Here is an 18826-nt window from a genome sequence, read left to right as displayed (position 1 = left end):
CGATCGCCGTATGCCCCACCGACTCCTGGAGCGCATCGTCAAGGCGCTCGTTGTCTCCGCCGCGTTCCCGCTGGCAGCGTACTTCGTTCTTCAGTTCGGCCCCGGGGGGCTCTGGCGTGGGTTCGAGCCGGCGCTCGCGGTCACCGGTCAGGTGGCCAAGGCGCCGTACGACCTCACCCGCCTCGAGGCCGTGAACGAGACGCTCAAGATGATCCGGGACAAGTACGTCGAGCCGGATCGCGTCAAGCCGAAGGAGATGCTGCTCTCGGCGCTGAACGCCGTGCAGCGCGACGTCGCGCAGGTGATCGTCCTCAACGAGGACCCCAACGAGGTCACCGTCCGCGTCGAGACCAGCGAGAAGAAGTTCCGGATCGACAACATCCAGGGCCCCTGGGACGTCTCCGCGCGCCTCCGCGAGGTCTTCGCCTTCCTGCAGAAGAACCTCCGCGGCACGGAGGTCGATCTGCGCGACGTCGAGTACGCCGCGTGCAACGGCATGCTGCACACGCTCGACCCGCACTCGTCGTTCCTGAGCCCCGAGGCGTACAAGGAGATGAACCTCTCCACGTCGGGCGCGTTCGGCGGGCTCGGCGTCGTGATCTCGATCCGCGACCAGATGCTCACCGTCCTGAACCCGATGCCCGACACGCCCGCGGGCCGGGCGGGGCTCAAGCGGCTCGATCGGATCGTGAAGATCAACAACGAGTCGACGCTCAACATGCCGCTCGACGACGCCGTGCGGCGGCTCCGCGGCGATCCCGGCACCGCGGTCACCGTGTGGGTGACCCGCGACGGCGAGGGCGGCTGGCAGGGCCCGAAGGCCTTCGAGCTCACCCGCGAGGTGATCAAGGTCCGGTCCGTCGAGTCGCGCGCGCTCGACGGCGGCATCGCCTACGTCCGGCTCAAGACGTTCCAGGCGACGTCGACCGCGGAGCTCGACGCGGCGCTCGACGGGCTGCGCGCCAAGGGCCACCTGAAGGGGCTCGTGCTCGACCTGCGCGGCAACCCGGGCGGCCTGCTCGATCAGGCCGCGCGCATCGCCGACAAGTTCCTCGCCGACGGGGTCATCGTCTCGACGGTCGGCGCCTCCGAGGGGCGCGAGGAGAAGCGCGCCAAGGGCCCCGGCACCGAGCCGCCGTACCCGATCGTGGTGCTCGTGAGCGGCAACAGCGCGAGCGCGAGCGAGATCGTGGCGGGCGCGCTGAAGAACAACGATCGCGCCGTCATCGTGGGCTCGCAGACGTTCGGCAAGGGCAGCGTGCAGCTCGTCTTCCCCGACGTCACGGCGGAGAAGGCGGCCCTCAAGCTGACGATCGCGCAGTACCTGACGCCGGGCGACATCTCGATCCAGGGCGTCGGGGTCACGCCGGACATCGAGCTCGATCCGATGACGGTCGACGAGCTCGAGATGGATCTCACCGTGCAGAAGGACGGGATCCGGGAGCGCGACCTCTCGGCGCACCTCTCGAACGCGCGGGCGGCGGCGGCGGGCAAGCCGTCCGAGGTCGTCCGCTACCAGCTCACGAGCGCCGATCGCGAGGCGATGCGCGATCGCGGGGGCGACATCGACGAGGACTTCGCCCTCGACTTCCCCATCCGCTTCGCGCGCGAGCTCGCGACGCGGATGCCGCCGAGCACCCCGAGGATCCAGCAGCTCCGGGCCGTGCACGACTACATCGAGCAGGTCGGCAAGGAGGAGCTCGGCAAGGTCGCGGCCGAGCTGGCGAAGCTCGGCGTCGATTGGTCCGACGCGCCCGAGGCCGCGGCGACGGCGGCCGCGACGGCGGCGGCCAAGTCCGAGCTCGACGTGAAGGTCGAGACCGATCGCCCGAACGCCGAGGTGGTCGCCGGCCAGCCGATGGAGCTCAAGGTCACGGTCAAGAACAACGGCAAGCAGCCGGTCTACCGCCTCCGCGGGACGACGGAGAGCGACAACCTGTACTTCGACAGCAAGGAGCTCATCTTCGGCAAGATCGGCCCCGGCCAGACGAAGACGGCGAAGGCGCCGCTCGGCTGGTGCGAGGTCGAGGGGCGGAAGGTCGGCTCGACGAGGCCGCGGAAGGCGAACGAGAAGCGCGTCTGCAAGATCCCGATGGACGCCCTCTCGCGGAGCGACGGGCTCAAGGTGAAGTTCGAGGTCGCCGGCGCGCCGGAGCCGCCCGCCGTCGAGATCCGGCCCACGGTGCGCGCGCTCGACCGGCCGCTCTTCCAGTACGCCTACCAGATCGTCGACGACCGCGAGGGCAACGGCGACGGGCTCATCCAGAAGGGCGAGCGGGTCAGCATGTACCTGACCGTCAAGAACGTCGGCAAGGGGCCGTCGTACGAGACGCAGGCGAACATCGCGAACCTCTCCGGCGACGGGCTCCTGCTGCACGCGGGGCGCTTCGACGTCTCGAACATCAAGCCGGGCGACGTGCGCAAGGTGGTCTTCAGCTTCGACGTCGAGCCGCAGCTGTCCGAGCCCGAGGCGACCCTCTCGCTCTCGGTGGGCGATCGCGATCTCCGCGAGTTCGCCAGCGAGAAGGTGAAGATCCCGATCTCGCCGCGCGTGCAGCTCACGGGCGGCGGCTCCACCGTGAAGGCCGGCGCGCAGGGGGCGACGCTGCTCCCGTCGCCGGAGGCGAGCGCGCGCGGCTTCGGTCGGCTCCCTTCGGGCGCCGTGGTCAAGGTGCTCGGCGAGGCGCCCGGCGGGTTCCTCAAGGTCGATCTCGGCGCGGGCCGCTTCGCGTTCGTCGCGTCGCGGGAGGTGGGCCCGGGCGGCGGGACGGCGCCCGCGGCGGTGGCGTTCGAGGACGTCTACTCGCACGCGCCGCCGACGCTCGACATCGCCGCCGCGGCGCTGGCGACGACCGCCGACACCGTGAAGATCACGGGGACGGCCGCGGACAGCGAGCGGCTCCTCGACACCTTCATCTTCGTCGGTTCGCGGAAGCTCTACTACAAGTCGAACCGCGACGGCGCGGACCCGAAGAAGGCCGACTTCTCGTTCGAGGCGCCGCTCCGGCCGGGGGTGAACGTCATCACCGTGGTCGCGCGCGAGACGCCCGACACCACCACGCGGCGCACGCTCGTGGTGCGCAAGGACGGGGCCGACGGCTCGATCTTGAAGACCCCGAAGTCCGACAACCCGGTGGACGACTGGATTGCGGACCGCGGGGGCGAGGACTAAGGCGGCTGGCATGGATGACGGTCGTCGAGGGCGGTGCGCCGCCGGGCTGCCCTGCCCGGCGAGGATCTGGTAGCCTCATCCCGTGGGACTCCTCGCCTGGCTGGGCCTGAAGCAGGGGGGCTCGTTCCCGAACCTCGACGCCCTCCTGAAGGAGCTCCGTACGGCGCTCCCGGACGACGAGGCGGTGGTCCTCCGCTACATCGCGACCGTCATCGTCCTGCTCGGCAAGGTCGCCTGCGTCGACGGCCGGTTCTCCGACAAGGAAGACGAGCTGCTCCGCGAGCTGCTCACGCACGTCGACGGCCTCGCGCCGAGCGGGGTCGACGCGGTGTTCAACGCCCTCCAGGGCAAGCTGCCCGCGCTCCAGGAGGGCGAGGTCGATCGCTGCTACCGCGAGCTCAAGGCGCTCTGCAACGCGAGCGAGCGGGTGGAGGTCGTGCGCCTCCTGATCCGGCTCGCGGCGGCGGACGGCGCGCCCACGCCGGCCGAGCGGGCCGAGATCGAGAGCATCGCCGAGGAGCTCGGCGTCTCGCTCGCCGACATCGAGCCGGACCTCTCCGTGCAGGCCGGCTCCCCGGCCCCGCCGGACGAGCGCGGCGAGCCCGGCGGCGGCGCCCCGGCGTGATCAGCGGCGCCGCCCGCCTGCGCAGCGGCATCCCGGCGCGATCCGCCGCGCCGCCCGCCTGAGCAGCGGCATCCCGGCATGATCGGCCGCGCCGCCTGGCTGCGCGGTCAGTCGCGCGCGTCTCGCTGCTCGGCGCCCGCGTCGGGGCTCGACGCGCGGCTCGCGCGGCGCTGCTTCAGCGCCGTCAGCGTCACGAAGAGGACGAACAGGACGGCCCCGAGCACCGCCACGAGCGTGCCGAAGTTGAAGAGGTAGTGCGCGCCCTGCGCGCCGCCCACCCCCATCAGAAAGATGCCGAGCAGCGCGATGCCCGCGCCAATGACGGGATCGGGGCCGACGTCGTTCTCCGAAGTCGCACGCGAGAGCCCGCTCCCCTGGACCCCGCCAGCCTCGTTGCTCATCGGATGGCTCACAGGAGGGAGCTTAGCAAACTGGTCAACCGCCCGAAACCCGCCTGCGCTGGACCCGGGCTATGCTGCGCGGGTGAGCACGCCCACGCACCCCCCGAACGACCGTCCCTCCCGTCCCGCGTCGCCTGACTTCGCTGGGCGCCGCGTCATCACCTTCGAGAGCCGCCGCGCCGCCGAGATGGCCTCGTTGATCCAGCGGTACGGCGGTGTACCCGTCACGGCGCCGACGCTCCGCGAGGTGCCCATCGAGCGGAACGAGCGCGCGCTCGACTTCGCGCGGCGCCTCGCGGGCGCCGAGCTCGACCTCGTGATCCTGATGACCGGCGTCGGGACCCGCGCGCTCGTGGCCGAGGCGGCGCCCGCGCTCGATCCGGGCCACGGCGGCGACGGCGCGCCCGACGCCGACGCAGGCGCCCAGGGCGTATCCCTCATGGCCGCGGCGCTCTCGTCGGTGCAGCTCGTCGTGCGCGGCCCCAAGCCGGCCGCGGCGCTGCGCGAGCTCGGCGTGACCCGCTTCGTCACCGTCCCGGAGCCGAACACCTGGCGAGAGATCATCGATGTCGTCCGCGGGCTCGGCGACCTGAGCGGCAAGCGCATCGCCGTGCAGGAGCACGGCGCGCCGAGCCACGAGCTCTACGCCGGGCTCGAGGCGGCCGGCGCCCGCGTCACCCCGGTGCCGGTGTACCGCTGGGCGCTCCCGGAGGACACCTCGGCGCTCCGGCAGGCGCTCCGCCTCCTCGCCGACGGCGGCGCGGCGATCACGCTCTTCACGAGCCGCGCGCAGGTCGAGCACGCGCTCCTCGTGGCGGCCGAGGAGGGGCTCGTCGACCGGCTGCGCGCCGGGCTCGCGCGGGGCATGGTGGCGTCGATCGGGCCGGTCTGCACGGAGGCGCTGCGCGCCGAGGGCATCGAGCCCGACGTCGAGCCCGAGCACCCGAAGATGGGCCACCTGGTCCGCGCGGCGGCCGTGCGCTCGGGCGAGGTCCTCGCCCGCAAGGAGAGCCAGGGCGACGCGCCCCCGCCGGCTCAGTCCTCGTAGTCGTCGCCCTCGCCGTCGTCCTCGGACCGCGCCACCGTCGCCGGCCGCGGCGCCAGGCCGGGCTCCGCGCCGGCGGCCGCCGCGGGCGCGCTCGGCCGCGCGTCCGCGTGGCCCCGGTCGACAAGCTCGGCGCGGTAGAGCACGCGCCCGTCCTCGGCGGTGATCTCGCCGCCCACGTCGCCCCAGGCGAAGTCGTCGCTCTGGAACGTGCGCATCGTCGCCTTCGTCCTGCCGATGCGCACGCGGAAGCTGGTCTTCTGGCACGCGATGGCGCCCCCGCCGACCTCGACGTTCACCGACTCGGTGCCGAGCACCTCCTCGTTCTCGTCGGCGGCGAGCGCGGTCTTGGCCATCATCGCGTCGTACGCCGCGAGGGTCGCGGGCCGCTCGGCGCCGCCGTCGATCCACGCCGCGCCGAGGATCTCGCCGCGCCGGCTCGGCGCGTCGCTCATCCGGACGCGCAGCGCCTCGGTCTCCTTGCCGTCCTCGAGGGTCACGTCGACCACGAGGACGTCCCCCTCGCGCGCGACCACCCGCTGCGTGAGCAGCAGCGGCGTCTTCCTGAAGCTGCCCGAGAACCGGTAGGCCACGTAATCGCCGGGCGCGCGCGCGGGCGGCGCCTCCTCCGCGGCCGGGGCGCTCGCGTCGGCCTCGCCCTTCGCGCGCTCCGGGGCCTCGCGCTCTGCCTGGTCCGCTGCCCTGGCGGCGGCGTCCTGCGGGCGGCCAGCTCGAGCGTTCGTTCCGATCCCGGCGCCGCAGCCGGCGGCCAGGAGCGAGGTGAGGGCGGCGAAGAGCAGCGGTCGGTTCATGCACCTCCGGTACATGAGGGCGCCGGCCAGGGCCCAATTTCTGGCGTTCCGTGGGCGCGCCGGGCCCCGCGCGCCTCGCGCGCGAAGCGCCGGCCGCGCTCAGGGCAGCTTGCCGCTCGGGAGGAGGTCGTCGAAGGCGGCGTCGAACTCGTCCGCGATCATCTCGGCGCCGACCGCGCGCGCGGCCGGCTTCGGGACGTCGATGCGGCGCAGCCGCTCCGCGACGCTGCCGCGCGGATCGCTGTAGCTCGGGCTCATCCGGGCGACGCGCTGGAAGTAGTAGAGCGCCTGCTCGGGGACGCCGCGCATCTCGTAGGCGTCCGCGATCTCGTACGTCAGCGCGAGCTCCTGCTCCACCGTCTTGTGCGAGGCGTGCAGCCCCCGGATGAGCGCGTCGATGCCCGCCTCGATGTTGCCCATCTGGAGGTAGGTGACGCCGATCATCGACTGGCAGACGCACTCCCGCCCGGGGTCGCGGGCGGCGAGCTCGAACTCGGCGATGGCGTCCGCGTAGAGGCCCATCTCCTTGTACGCGACCCCGAGATCGTAGTGCGTCGACGCGTCGCCCTCGGAGATCTGCGCCGCGACGCCGGCCTTGAACTGCTCGAAGACGCTCTCGACGCTGATCTGCCGGGGATCGTCCTGGACGCCCGTCACCGAGCCCGGCGCGACCTCGAGCTCGTCGATCATCTTGAGCGACTCGGCGATGTCGAATGCCCGGTCCTCGTCCGGCCGCTCGCTGCCGCGCGGGACCGCCCGCGTGCCGCTCTCGTTGTCGGTCGCCGCGCGCTCCCCGCGCGTCTCCGACGCGAGCTCGGTGACCTCGCGCAGCCGCTCCATCAAGAGCGGGTGGTTCGGCAGCCGCGCGAGCTGCTCCTCGAGGATGTTGCGCGCCTCCTCGAACATCCCGTGCTGCGCGAAGAACTCGACCTCCTCGAGCGCGTCCTCGTCGAGCGCGTCCGCGCGACGCCCGGACCCCGGCGGCACGGAGCGCCCCGACGCCGGCCGGACCGACGCCGGCCGGACCGACGCCGGGCTGTACAGGGCCGGCGGCGGGGCGAGCACGGGGGGCGGCGGCATCGAGGAGGGCGCCGGCGGCGCCTGCGACGCGGCGACGGCCAGCGGGTGCGCCGGCGACCGGCTCGGGTGGACCGACGCCGTCTCCTCCTCGTCGTCGATGTCCTCCAGCTCCTCGAGCGGCTCGACGTCCTCGACCTCCTCGACGTCGTCGATCGGGAAGCTCGGCAGCGGCGGCTCGTTCGCGAACGGATCGTCGAGGTGCGTGACGAGCTCGGGCCGCCTGGGGAGCGCCTCGACGACGCCGTCCTCGTCGAGGGTGTACGCGGGCAGCGGCGCGTCGGGATCGTAGAGGTCCTGGCTCGGCACCTCGGACGCGTACGCGTCGTTGGCCGTCGGCGAGATCTCCGCCCCGGTGTGCTCCTCGTCGGAGAGCTCGTCCTCCTGCGGCACCGCGTAGCCGAGGAGGTTGAGCATCTCGGTCGCCTGGGCGTGGCCGGGCTCGAGGAGCAGCACCTCGTCGAGGAGCCGCGCGGCGTCGTCGACGGCGCCCTCGCCGGACAGCTGCTGCGCGAACGCGAGCATCTGCTCGATGGCGCCGTCCTGGTCGCCCGCCTCGATGAGGATGTCGCAGAGCTTCTCGCGCAGCTCGCGCGCGGCCGGCAGCCGGGCGACGCCGCCCTTCAGGAGGGCGACCGCCTTGTCGTACTGGCGCTCGCGCCGGAGGCTCTCGGCGTGCGCGACGAGCTGCCGCGGGCTCGTGACCGGGGCCGTCGACGGCTGCGCCGCGCGCAGCGGGATCGGCGCCGCGGACGAGGGCTCGACGTCCTCGACCTCGAGCTCCTCGGCCTCGTCCTCGTCGTCCTCGTCGAGCTCGACGTCGATCGACGCGCGCGTGCCCCGCGACGAGGGCACGAGCTGGGCCGCCAGCTGGCGCACGCCCTCGTCGTTCGGGGCGCGCGCGACCAGGGCGGCGACCAGGGCGGCGAACTGGTCGGCCCGCCCCGCCTCCTTGGCGATGCGCGCCGACTCCTTCTGCACCTCGATCGCCTTGGCCGGCTGCCCGAGCAGGTCGAAGGCCCGGGCGAGGAGCGCCAGCGTCTCCAGGTCCCGCGGGTTCTCCTTGAACGCGATCTGCAGCTTGGTGAGGGCCGACATCCCGTCGCTCGGATCGCCGCGATCGAGGTAGATCTCGGCGGCCATGCGGGCGAAGCGGGCGTCCGGGCGGTGCTGCAGCAGGCGCTCGACCACCTTCAGCGCGTCGTCGCGCCGGCCGAGCTTGAGCAGGAGCTCGGCCGCCGTCCCGAAGCGCTGGATCGCGCCGTCGTAGTCGCGGACGCGGATGAGCGCCTCGGCGAGCCGGAGGTAGGCGAGCGGGTTGTTCGGGTCGAGGTCGACGACCCGCTTGAAGATGTCGATCGCGTCGCGGTCGCGCCCCGCGCGGAGGAGGCGCGTCGCGACCTCGTCGTAGGCGGCGAGCGCGTCGCTCGTGAGCCCGAGCTGCGTGTAGATCTCGGCGAGGCGCGGGACGATGTGGCCGAAGCGGTCCTCGTACTGCGGGACGTGCTTGTGGATGATCTCGCGGATCTGCTTGTAAACGGCGATCGCCTTGAGCGCGAAGCCCTGGAGCGAGTAGAACTGGCCGACGCGCTCGTAGGTGGTGATCGCCTCGACGTACTCCTCCGTCTTCAGGTAGAGGTCGCCGATCTTGAGCAGCGTCCGGACGTCCTTCGGATCCTCCGCGACCAGCTTCTGGTACTCGACGATGGCCTTGTCGTAGCGCTTCCGCTCGACAAGCTTCTGCGCGGTCTGGAGTACCTTGTCGCGATCGACCGCCACGGCGATGGGAATCTCCTACTGAGGACAGCGAGGCGGCGCTCGGGCGCCCCGCCGGGAGCCCTCGCTTCGCCTTCTAAAAACACCTAGCCAATCCCGCTACCACGTACAAGCGCGCGGCTTCGGAAGTTCCGAAGCTACCGCCAAGGTGCTTGTTTGCAGCGTGCGCTCTTCACAAACCCGCGCGGGCAAACCCGCGCGGGGGCAAACCCCTGCGGGGCATCCCCGCGCGGGGATGCGGCGACCGCCTGACGCGGTGGCCGCGAGCCCCCCGCCCCGGTCGGACGCTGGGCGGTCCGGTCGAGGCGTGTCGACGAGCGCGCCCTACATCGTGACGTCGTAGGAGCGCGCCGAGCGGCCGGGGATTCGCGAAGATCGCGGAGAAGGCGGCAAACGCCGCCGTCGACGCGAGGACGGCTCAAACCATAGCAGTCGAGCGGCCTTCTTGCACATTTCTGCATACATCTCCGCAGCCCTGCGGCCGGGGAGGGGCGCCCGGAGCGCTGCCGCGTCTCGACCGCCCCGGCGAATGGACCTAGAGTTGGGCACCATGTCGCGCAGCCAGGCCTACCGCGCCCCGTTCGCTCCTGGAGAGGAAAATGCCGTCGACGCCGCGCTTTGCGAGCGGCTCCTGTCGGTCGCCTTGTCGAAGGGGGGCGACTACGCCGACCTCTTCTTCGAGTACCGGGCGGGGGGCGGGTTCACCTTCGACGAGGGCATCCTCAAGGCGGCGTCGCGCGGGGTGTCGATGGGGGTCGGCGTCCGCGTCCAGCGGGGCGACGCGACCGGGTACGCCTACACCGAGGACCTCACGTGGGACGCGATGCGGCGCGCGGCCGAGACGGCGGCGCAGATCGCGACCGGCTCCGGCGGGACGGAGAAGATCGAGCTCCGGCGGCGCGAGCTGCCGAGCCGCTACGAGCTGCCCAGCATCTCGCTCGACGCCCCCGGGCTCGCGAAGCGCGCCCTGCTCGAGCGCGCGAGCGCCGCGGCGCTCGCCTACGACCCCAGCATCATCAAGGCGGAGGCCAGCTTCGTCGAGGAGGTGCGCGAGGTGCTCGTGGCCACGAGCGACGGGCGGATGGCGCACGACGTCCAGCCGCTCATCCGCTTCGGCGTGCGGGCGATCGCCGAGCGCGACGGCAAGCGCCAGGAAGGCTCGAGCGGCGGCGGCGGGCGAATGACGACGGCCTACTTCGAGGACAGGTCGCCGGAGTGGCACGCCAAGGAGGCGGCGCGGCAGGCGGTCGCGATGCTCGACGCGCGCGAGGCGCCCGCCGGCGAGATGAACGTCGTGCTCGCCCCGGGCGACAGCGGCATCCTGCTCCACGAGGCCGTCGGGCACGGGCTCGAGGCGGACTTCAACCGCAAGGGGACCAGCAACTACGCGGGGCGGGTCGGCAGCGACGTCGCGAGCCCGCTCTGCACGGTGGTCGACGACGCGACCCTCCTCCAGTCGCGCGGCACGATCAACGTCGACGACGAGGGCAACGAGCCCGAGCGCAGCACGCTCATCGAGAACGGCAAGCTCGTCGGGTACATGCACGACCGGCTCTCGGCCCGGCACTACGGGCTCACGCCGACCGGCAACGGGCGGCGCGAGAGCTTCGCCTCCGCGCCCATGCCCCGGATGACGAACACCATCCTGCTCGCCGGCCCGCACGATCCCGAGGAGATCGTGAAGTCCGTGAAGCGGGGCGTCTTCGCGAAGAAGTTCGGCGGCGGCCAGGTCGACATCTCGAACGGCGACTTCGTCTTCTCGCTCACCGAGAGCTACCTCATCGAGGACGGAAAGCTGACCGCGCCGCTGAAGGGCGTGAACCTCATCGGCAACGGCCCCGAGGTGCTCCGGCGCGTCACCATGCTCGGCCACGACGTCGCCACCTCCGACGGCATCTGGACGTGCGGCAAGGACGGACAGAGCGTTCCGGTGGGTGTTGGCTGCCCCACAATCAAGATCGATCGCATCACGGTCGGCGGGACGCGGATCGGCTGATTTTCTAGGCTGGAGCCCCGGGGGAATGTAAGCGCCGCAGCAGCATGGGTGGGTTTAGCGCGGTGCGTCTTGTCGGCGCGCCGTGACACCCGTATACGGGGCGGACATGGCGCGTCGTTCGTTCATTGCCATCGTCGGACACGGACCTGACCTGGAGCGGGAGGAGGGCGCCGCATCGGTCTTGCGCTCGCTGGGCGCTGACGTTCGAACCCTGGATCTCTGGGATGATCCACCGCGGCTCTTCCACGACGACGAGAGCAAGGCGCGGGCGATCGTCGTCGAGGCGCTCGATCGGCCGGACCTGGCGGCGGCGGCGCTGCGCGCGCTGCGCCGCGAGCCCCGCCTCGAGGAGGTCGGCGCGCTCGTCGCGGTGAGCGTCGCGCAGATCGCGCGGATCGAGCCGTCCAGCGGCTTCGACGACTTCCTGCTCGTGCCGTACGTGCCGGCCGAGCTCTACGCGCGCGTGCGCCTCGTCGAGTGGCGCCGCAGCGAGTTCGCGACCGAGGAGCGGGTGAAGGTGGGCGCGATCGTCATCGACCGCGCGGCCCACGACGTGTCGGTCGGCGGCATGCACGTGCCGCTCACCGCGAAGGAGTTCGCGCTGCTCTCGTACGTGTGCGAACGCCGCGGGAAGGTTGTGTCGCGGACAGAGCTGCTCCGGCGCGTCTGGGGCAGCCAGTACGAGGGCGGCGCGCGGACCGTCGACATCCATGTGAGGCGCCTCCGGGCGAAGCTCGGCGCGGCGCTGCCGCTGGTCACGCTGCGCGGGGCCGGCTACCGGCTCGAGTCGCCGCTGCCCGGCTCCGGGGGGCCCGAGGGCGGCGACGCGGCCCGCACGGCGCCGCGCGGCGCCGCCGGTGCGGAGGCTCACGGCGAGGAGCGCGGGGAGCCGCGCGACGAGGACGAGGACGAGGACGAGGACGCCGAGGGCGACGACGGCGAGGACGACGAGGACGAGGACGACGAGGAGGCCGCGCGCGCAGAGCGCCGGTCGGCGTCGTCGGCGCACGACGCCGCCACGCCCGGCCGCGACCGGCGCGTCACGCGATGACGACGTCGCCTGGTCGCCGCGGTGCTGCCCGGACGACCGCCGCCAAGGGGCGCGGCGGCGCGGGGCGCGGCGGCCCCTCGCGCGGCGCCGCGGCGCCGATCGTCGCGATCAGCGTCGGCTGCCCCAGCGGCGTCGGCCCCGAGGTGGCCGTGGCCGGCGCGGCGTCCGTCGAGGGCGTGCGCTGCGTGCTCGTCGGCGACGAGGCGGTCCTGCGGCGGGCCGCGCGGCTCGTCCGGGTCGCGGCCCGCCGGCTGGTCGTGGTCGATGGGCGCGCCGCGATCGAGCGGCTCGCGCCGGGCGCGATCGGGATCTGGGCGGGCAGCGCGCGGCTCTCGCGGCCGAGCGCCTTCGGTCGGCCCGAGGCCGAGGACGGCGCGGCGCAGCTCGCCTGGATCGACGAGGCGACCGACCTGGTCCGCGACGGCGTCGCGGCGGCGCTCGTCACGGGGCCCGCGTCGAAGCACGCGATCGCGACGAGCGGCGCGCCGGGGTCCGCGGACTTCCTCGGGCACACCGAGCACCTCGGCCGGCGGCTCCGCGCGCGCGAGGTCACGATGGCCTTCGCCTCGGGCAAGCTCGTGACCGCCCTCGTGACGACCCACGTGCCGCTGCGCGACGTGCCCGAGGCGGTGAGCCCGCGCGAGGTGGCGCGCGCCTCGGTGTGGCTCGCGCGGCTGCTCGCCGATCTCGGCCGCGAGAAGCCGCGCGTGGCCGTCGCCGCGCTGAACCCGCACGCCGGCGAGGGCGGGCTCCTCGGCGACGAGGAGCAGCTGCGCATCGCGCCGGGCATCCGCCTCGCGGCGCGGCGGCTCGCGCGCTCGGGCTCGGCGGCGGAGCTGAGCGGGCCCCTCGGCGCGGAGACGGCGTTCCGGCTGGCGGCGCGGGGCGCGCTCGACGGGGTCGTCGCGATGTACCACGACCAGGCGACGATCCCGAGCAAGCTGCTCGGCTTCGGCGAGGCGGTGAACGTCACGCTCGGCCTGCCGATCGTGCGCACGAGCGTCGACCACGGGACCGCGTACGATCTCGCGGGCACGGGCAAGGCCGACCCGCGCGGGATGCGCGAGGCGATCGCGCTCGCGGCGCAGCTCGCGGCGGCGCGCTGACGCTCGCCGACGCTCGCCGACGCTCGCCGACGCTCGCCGACGTCTCCTTGCGCGGATCAGCGCGCGCCGGTGCGGCCCTCGATCAGGGCCATCAGCCGTTCGAGCGCCGGCAGGCTCACGCCGTGCTCGCGCCCCATCGCGAGCACGGCGGCGCCCATCGCGAGGTGCTGCGCGTGGAGCTTCGGGCCGAAGTGGGCGTCGAGGAACCGCAGCGCCTCCGGGGCCACGAGGCGCGCGAGCGCGACGCCTGGTTTCAGCGTGAACGGTCCGATGGCCTTGGTCAGCAGCTTCGTCCAGGGGGCGACCGTGCCGACGCGGTCCGCGAGCGCCATGCACTCCCGCGTGGCCTGGAGCGCGGTGCCGAGCACGCCCTCGTTCTCGAGGAGGGCGCTCGTGCCGCCGCCCGCGTCGATGGCGGCGATCAGCGGGAAGAACGCGGTCGTGGTGGCGGCGTTCTGCGCGCCCACGTCCGGATCGAGCCGGGCCGGGAGATCCGCGCTCGTGAGGCGGCGCGCGAGCTCCTCGAGCAGCGGCCGCTCCGCGGGGGCGCCTCCCTCGTCGTCGATGAGCGTCGACGCGAACCCGACGATCCAGTAGCGGACGACGTCGCGCTCATCGAGGTAGCCCGAGATGCTCGGCATCGCGGGGGTGATGCGGCGCCGGGCGGCCTCCTCGAGGCTCGCGCGCTGCGGCGGCAGGAGCGGCGTGAGCACGACGACGGGGACCGAAGGTCCGCGGAGCAGGAGGTCCGCGACCGTCCTGCCCTCCGCGGGGCGCGGCGCCGCGCCGCCGGGGGCGAGCTGATCGAAGCGCACCGTGACGATCACGACCTCCGCGTCGGCCGGGATGTCGGCCGCGAGCCGCGGGCGCTCGAGCGTGTCGCGGCGATCGGCGCTGTTCACCTGCTCGATGACGAACGGCCGCGCGTCTGCGGCGCGCTCGGGCCGGACCACGAACGTGACGTCGTCCCCCTGGGCCGCGAGGCGCACGCCGTAGACCCGCCCGAGCGCCCCCGCGCCCACGATGCTGATCCGCATGACGCCCCACGTAGCCCGCGCGACGCCGGGAGGGAAGGGGCGTCGGCCGCTCGGGAGCGGCGGACGGCGTCAGAACGTCCGCTTCGAATCGATGAGGATGGTGACCGGCCCGTCGTTCTCGACGAACACGCGCATGTCGGCGCGGAAGCGGCCCGTGGCCACCTCGAGGCCGCGCGCCCGCAGGGCGGCGACGAAGCGCTCGTACAGCGCCTCGGCGCGCGCGGGCTCCATGGCGCCGTCGAAGCTCGGCCTGAGGCCGCGCCGGACGTCGCCGAAGAGCGTGAACTGGCTGATCGCGAGCACGCCGCCGCGCGCGTCCGCGAGCGCGCGCGACATCTTGCCGGCCTCGTCGCTGAACACCCGGAGCCCCGCGACCTTGTTCGCCACGTGGTCGGCGTCGGCCTCGTCGTCGTCCTTCGCGGCGCCGACGAAGGCCACGAGGCCGCGCTCGATCGCGCCGACCACCTGGCCGTCGACCTCGACCCGCGCGGCGAGCGCGCGCTGCACGACCGCCCGCATCGCTAGCGCTGCGCGGCGCGCGCCGCGGGCGCCGGGGCGGGCTCGGCCCCGCTGCCCGTGCTCAGCCCGAGCTCGCGCATCAGCTTCGCCGTGAGCTTGAAGTAGGAGCTGCGATCGTACGGCTGGTTCAGGATGTGGAAGTCCTTGCGCACGAGGCCCACGCAGCCGAAGCAGTAGGTGCAGCCGGTGCAGTCGACCGATTTCACGAGGTACGACGACTGCGTGCACCGCTCGGACGCGACGCAGTGGCTGCACGCGATGAGATCGCGGCAGCCGCGGCAGTGCGTGCTGTCCGAGCAGCGCTGCGAGTCGACGCAGTAGTGGCACCGCTGGAGCGCCTTCGAGTTGCGGCAGAACGTGCAGTCGACGCAGCGCTCGCACGCGACGCACGCGACGCACCGCTCGTTGCCCGTACCCGTCTCGAACGCCTGGATCAGCTTGCGGAGCTCGGCCTCGAATTCCGCGCGCGTCATTCCGCCTCGACGCTCGCTTCGGAGATGCCGCCGTCGCCGCGCTGGGCGGCGCCGTCCGCCGCCGCGTGCGGCAGGGCGGCCTCGCGGCTCGACGGCCGCGCGTGGGAGCCCGGCTCGGCCGAGGGGGCGCCCGGGGCCTCGGGCCTGCCGCTCACCTGGCGGCGCAGGCGCTCGGCGGCCTCGCGCGTCGCGGGCTCCTCCGCGAACTCCTCGATGCGCCGGAGCCGCGACTCGAGCACGGCGCGGCGCTTCGGCAGCTCGGCGACGAGGATGCCCGAGAGCTCGTCGATCGCCTCCTGGATGCGCTGCTCGTCGCTGTGCTCGAGCAGCTGGAGGTACACGTCCTGCTCTGCGGGGAAGGTGTGGCCGGCGCGGAGGAACTCGTTCGCGGCCTTGGAGATGTTGGGCCGGCCCGACGCGCAGAGCAGCTTCGACAGGAGCCGCTGGCGCTCGACGGCCTTCGGGTCGCTCTGCGGAGGCGGCGCGAGGACGATGCGCCCCGGCGCCTTGGAGGCGGCGTCGCGCCCGGACTTGGCGCGCCCGCCCTTGCCATCCTCGGCTTCGGGCTCCTTGCGCGGGGAGAAGAGCGCCTCGAGCGCGGCGCGGTGTTGCTTCGCCGCCCGCCGGTCCTCGCCGGTCTGTGTTGGGCGCGGCAGCCCCGCGCTGTTGGGCTGGCCACGGCCATAGGCGGTGTGGAGCTCGGGATTGTGCCAGACCTTGGTTGCGTCTCTACGAATTCGCCGCATGTCGTGCCCCTGCTGACCTCGGAGCGATCATGGACGCGCCACCGGGTTCGGCTTCCGCATCCCGCGTGTGGCGCCCCGCTTGCATCGATGGTGTGGTGAATGAGGCTGGTGCGTGGTTGGCCGGGCGCTTCCCCCGCGATCCGCGATGGCCCGGACGATGTTGCACCTGGAGCGCGATGCCTGCCTCCGGGCTGATCGCGCTGGTCGCGCCGATCGTGAAGGCAGGGTCCCGCCGCAGTGCGTAGCGCGCCGGGCGATACCCAGCCGCGGTACCGCGTGGTGAGGGGCTGTGCCCCCATGCACCCCGGAACCGCGCTCACGACCCGACCGCAGCCGCGAGGCAGCTGGTTCCTACCACAGCCTTTGGTCAGCGCCGCAGAAAATTGGGCTGCCCTCCGCACTTCATGACATTCGTGTCCTCGGAGCGCTCGGTCTTCGGAGGCTTCGGAGGTTCCGGTCTTCGGAGGTTCCGACCTTCGCAGCTTCCGAGCTCTCGAGCTTCCGAGGCTCCTTCCGAGCTTCCGAGCTTCCACGAGGGGCGTCTCGGAGACGCAGTTTCGACGCGGATGACCTCGTTCCAGGTCGATTCAAGAAGCGGACCGCCGACGGCCTTTCCAATCCCACATCCTGCGGACGGGCGGGGACGCCGTGTCCGGGAGATCCGATCCGTGGTGGATGCCACCCGCACCCGACCCGACTGGAGCTTTCCATGATCAGCCTTCGATCCGTGAGCAGTGCAGGCGCGGCGCCGCGGGACGCAGGGGGGGCTGTGCGCAGCGCGGAGCCGCGACCGCGCCCCCATCGTGCTCGCGCTGCCGTGCTGGCGGCGCTGGTGAGCATGGCGGTGCCGGCCCTCCTGGCGGGGCCTGCGCGCGGGGAGGTGCTGCCCAGGGCGCACGCTGCCGCGAAGGCCGAGGAGAAGGCTGGCAAGCGGGACCGTCGCGGGGATCGTGGCGATCGTGCGCCGGGCCCTTCCGCGTCTCCGCCGGGCGCGGAGCGCGGGCCGCGGACGGAGGCGCGGGAGAAGCCGCGCCGTGGCCGCGGGAAGACGGCGTCTGCGGCGATCGGCGCGACCGGTGACGAGGCGGCGAGCGGCGCCAGCGGTCGGAAGGCTCGCGGCCGCGCGCAGGCGTCGCAGGCGGCCGAGGGCGCGGGCGCGAAGCAGGGGGGCGCGGCCAAGGTGGCCGGGGGCAAGAAGAAGGAGAAGCGGCGGGCGGCGCGGACGGTCGAGAGCAAGCGGCGCGGGGCGAAGAAGGGGCTCGACAGGGAGGCGCCTCCGAAGCCGTGCCATGGGCCGGTGCTCTCGATGGATCGGAGCGGGATCGAGCCGGAGCGCCTCGAGCTCGTCGACTGCAAGGGCAAGCCGCGCGAGGAGGCGCGGCGCGCGCTCTCCTTGCTCGCGCGCCCGTGGGGCACGCCGCGGCCCATCCTGGACGGCGAGCGCGCGGCTGCGCCGAAGGCGGACGCGGCGGGCAGCAAGCGGCGGCCGGCGGGCGACAAGCGGGGAGCCGCTTCCGGCAAGGCGAGCCGGGCGAGCGCGGTGCAGGCCGCGGAGGTCGCGCCTGGCGTGCGGCTGCTCGATCCCGGGCTGCTGACGCGCATCGACGCGCTCGCGCGGCGGTATCCGGGCCGGCTCGTGTCGCTCGTGAGCGGGTACCGGCCGCAGAGCCAGGGCAGCCTGCACCAGACGGGGCGGGCGCTCGATCTGCGCATCGCGGGGGTGCGCAACGACGAGCTCGCGGCGGCGTGCCGCGCGCTCGCGGACACGGGCTGCGGGTATTATCCGAACAGCTCGTTCGTGCACGTCGACGTGCGCGCGCCGGGGACGGGGACCGTGTCCTGGATCGACGCGTCCGGGCCCGGCGAGGTGCCGCGCTACGTCGCCGCGTGGCCGCCGCCGCAGGACGAGGCGCGGTCGGCGACGGAGGCGGTGTCCAGCGACGACGCTGAGGAGGTGCTCCGGCGGGAGCGCCGCGAGAAGCCGGCGCCGGTGGCGGAGAAGGCGGCGAGCGCGGCGCCGGCGGCGGTGGCGAGCGCGGTGCTGGAGAAGGCGGGGGGCGCGGCGGAGAAGGCGGGGGGCGCGGCGGAGAAGGCGGCGAGCGCGGTGTCGGAGAAGGCGGCGGGCGGCGCGTCGGAGAAGGCGGCGGGCGCTGCTGGGCCGGAGAAGGCGGCGGGTGGCGCGTCGGAGAAGGCGGCGGGCGCTGCTGGACCGGAGAAGACGGCGGAAAAGTCGACGAGCGCCGCGCCGGAAAAGACGGCGCGCGCTGTTCCGGAGAAGTCAGCCGGCGGCGCGCCGGAGAAGTCAGCCGGCGGCGCGCCGGAGAAGTCAGCCGGCGGCGCGCCGGAGAAGTCAGCCGGCGGCGCGCTGTAGTAGGGAGGCGCGATGGGCATCACCATCCCTCGCCGGCACGCCTCGGCGGTCGCCGGTACGTTCGGTCCGCTGGCGGTACATCGTCATGAGGTCGTGGCCGAAGGCGCGCCTTATCCTGTCTTCACGATCGAGCTCGCCGACTGGATCTCGGTGGCCGCAGTCACCGATGCAGGGGAGTTCGTCCTGGTGCGGCAGTTCCGGTACGGGGTCGACGCGGTGACCATCGAGACGGCGGGCGGCATCGTCGATCCCGGGGAGGAGCCGGCCGCCGCGGCGCTGCGCGAGCTGCTCGAAGAGACAGGATATGCCGCGGCGTCGATCGAGTCGCTCGGGTGGGTGCACCCGAATCCGGCGCTCCAGGCGAATCGCTGCTCTCTCTACCTGGCGCGCGGTGCGCGCCGGGTCGGCGAGCCCGAGGGCGACGAGCACGAGAGCACCGAGCCGGTCGTGATGAGCGCCGACGAGGTGACGGCGGCGATGCAGGACGGCCGGATCAGCCACGTGATCGCGGTGGTCACCCTGCTGCGGGCGCTCGCCGTCGCGGCCCCGTCCCCGCGCTGACCGCGGCGCCCGTAAAGTGGTCGGCCCAGGCCGCCCAGGCGGCGGTGAGGACCGCTCC

Annotated in this window: 15 protein-coding genes; 8 read left to right on the top strand and 7 right to left on the bottom strand. The window is 73.5% G+C overall.

Annotated features, from left to right (window positions below):
* The first annotated feature begins 10 nt into the window (after positions 1–10).
* Complete coding sequence (locus WMF26_RS37680; protein ID WP_437996658.1) at positions 11–3172, top strand: MXAN_5808 family serine peptidase; 3162 nt, start codon at positions 11–13, stop codon at positions 3170–3172.
* A gap of 82 nt (positions 3173–3254) precedes the next feature.
* Positions 3255–3797 carry a TerB family tellurite resistance protein gene (locus tag WMF26_RS37675; protein WP_437996657.1) on the top strand — a complete coding sequence of 181 codons (543 nt, stop codon included), beginning with the start codon at positions 3255–3257 and terminating at the stop codon, positions 3795–3797.
* 107 nt (positions 3798–3904) lie between these two features.
* On the opposite strand, the gene WMF26_RS37670 is transcribed toward WMF26_RS37675, so the two are convergent.
* Positions 3905–4198 carry a hypothetical protein gene (locus tag WMF26_RS37670; RefSeq protein ID WP_061624355.1) on the bottom strand — a complete coding sequence of 98 codons (294 nt, stop codon included), beginning with the start codon at positions 4196–4198 and terminating at the stop codon, positions 3905–3907.
* A gap of 82 nt (positions 4199–4280) precedes the next feature.
* Here WMF26_RS37670 and WMF26_RS37665 point away from each other — a divergent pair, with 82 nt between their 5' ends.
* Positions 4281–5246, top strand: coding sequence for a uroporphyrinogen-III synthase (locus tag WMF26_RS37665; protein ID WP_437996656.1), 966 nt, complete (start codon positions 4281–4283; stop codon positions 5244–5246).
* Here the strand turns inward: WMF26_RS37665 and WMF26_RS37660 are convergent.
* Positions 5234–6055 (bottom strand): hypothetical protein, encoded by an 822-nt coding sequence (locus tag WMF26_RS37660; protein ID WP_437996655.1) that lies wholly within the window; start codon positions 6053–6055, stop codon positions 5234–5236. The genes WMF26_RS37665 and WMF26_RS37660 overlap by 13 nt on opposite strands.
* Before the next feature lie 99 nt (positions 6056–6154).
* On the bottom strand, positions 6155–8911 hold the full coding sequence (locus tag WMF26_RS37655) for a tetratricopeptide repeat protein (protein WP_437996654.1): 2757 nt from the start codon (positions 8909–8911) through the stop codon (positions 6155–6157).
* Positions 8912–9458: 547 nt separating this feature from the next.
* Here WMF26_RS37655 and WMF26_RS37650 point away from each other — a divergent pair.
* From WMF26_RS37650 to pdxA, 3 genes are all read left to right on the top strand, one after another.
* A complete protein-coding gene (locus WMF26_RS37650) occupies positions 9459–10904 on the top strand; it encodes a TldD/PmbA family protein (protein ID WP_437333027.1) in 1446 nt (481 codons plus the stop codon).
* Positions 10905–11010: 106 nt separating this feature from the next.
* Positions 11011–11955: a winged helix-turn-helix domain-containing protein gene (locus WMF26_RS37645; RefSeq protein ID WP_437996653.1), complete on the top strand. Its 945-nt coding sequence runs from the start codon at positions 11011–11013 to the stop codon at positions 11953–11955.
* A complete protein-coding gene (gene pdxA, locus WMF26_RS37640) occupies positions 11952–13061 on the top strand; it encodes a 4-hydroxythreonine-4-phosphate dehydrogenase PdxA (RefSeq protein ID WP_437996652.1) in 1110 nt (369 codons plus the stop codon). The genes WMF26_RS37645 and pdxA overlap by 4 nt, the downstream gene beginning before the upstream one ends.
* A 56-nt stretch (positions 13062–13117) precedes the next feature.
* On the opposite strand, the gene WMF26_RS37635 is transcribed toward pdxA, so the two are convergent.
* The 4 genes from WMF26_RS37635 to WMF26_RS37620 form a co-directional block, all read right to left on the bottom strand.
* Positions 13118–14098 carry a ketopantoate reductase family protein gene (locus WMF26_RS37635; RefSeq protein WP_437996651.1) on the bottom strand — a complete coding sequence of 327 codons (981 nt, stop codon included), beginning with the start codon at positions 14096–14098 and terminating at the stop codon, positions 13118–13120.
* A gap of 69 nt (positions 14099–14167) precedes the next feature.
* Positions 14168–14617, bottom strand: coding sequence for a D-aminoacyl-tRNA deacylase (dtd, locus tag WMF26_RS37630; RefSeq protein ID WP_061627095.1), 450 nt, complete (start codon positions 14615–14617; stop codon positions 14168–14170).
* Between the two features lie 2 nt (positions 14618–14619).
* Entirely contained in the window at positions 14620–15090 is a 471-nt protein-coding gene (locus tag WMF26_RS37625) for a hypothetical protein (RefSeq protein ID WP_061627096.1), read from the bottom strand.
* Entirely contained in the window at positions 15087–15836 is a 750-nt protein-coding gene (locus WMF26_RS37620) for a hypothetical protein (RefSeq protein ID WP_061627097.1), read from the bottom strand. The genes WMF26_RS37625 and WMF26_RS37620 overlap by 4 nt, the downstream gene beginning before the upstream one ends.
* Positions 15837–16653: 817 nt before the next feature.
* On the opposite strand from WMF26_RS37620, the gene WMF26_RS37615 reads away from it, so the two are divergent.
* The gene (locus WMF26_RS37615; protein WP_437996650.1) at positions 16654–18207 is read left to right on the top strand and encodes a DUF882 domain-containing protein; all 1554 of its coding nucleotides are present in this window, start codon (positions 16654–16656) and stop codon (positions 18205–18207) included.
* A 12-nt stretch (positions 18208–18219) separates the two neighbouring features.
* The gene (locus tag WMF26_RS37610; RefSeq protein WP_437950928.1) at positions 18220–18768 is read left to right on the top strand and encodes an NUDIX hydrolase; all 549 of its coding nucleotides are present in this window, start codon (positions 18220–18222) and stop codon (positions 18766–18768) included.
* Positions 18769–18826 lie beyond the last annotated feature (58 nt).

The organism is Sorangium sp. So ce185, from assembly GCF_051526825.1.
Classification (GTDB): domain Bacteria; phylum Myxococcota_A; class Polyangia; order Polyangiales; family Polyangiaceae; genus Sorangium; species Sorangium cellulosum_D.
Note: the sequence above shows the minus strand (reverse complement) of the source record. Positions and strands in the feature narration are given on the sequence as shown.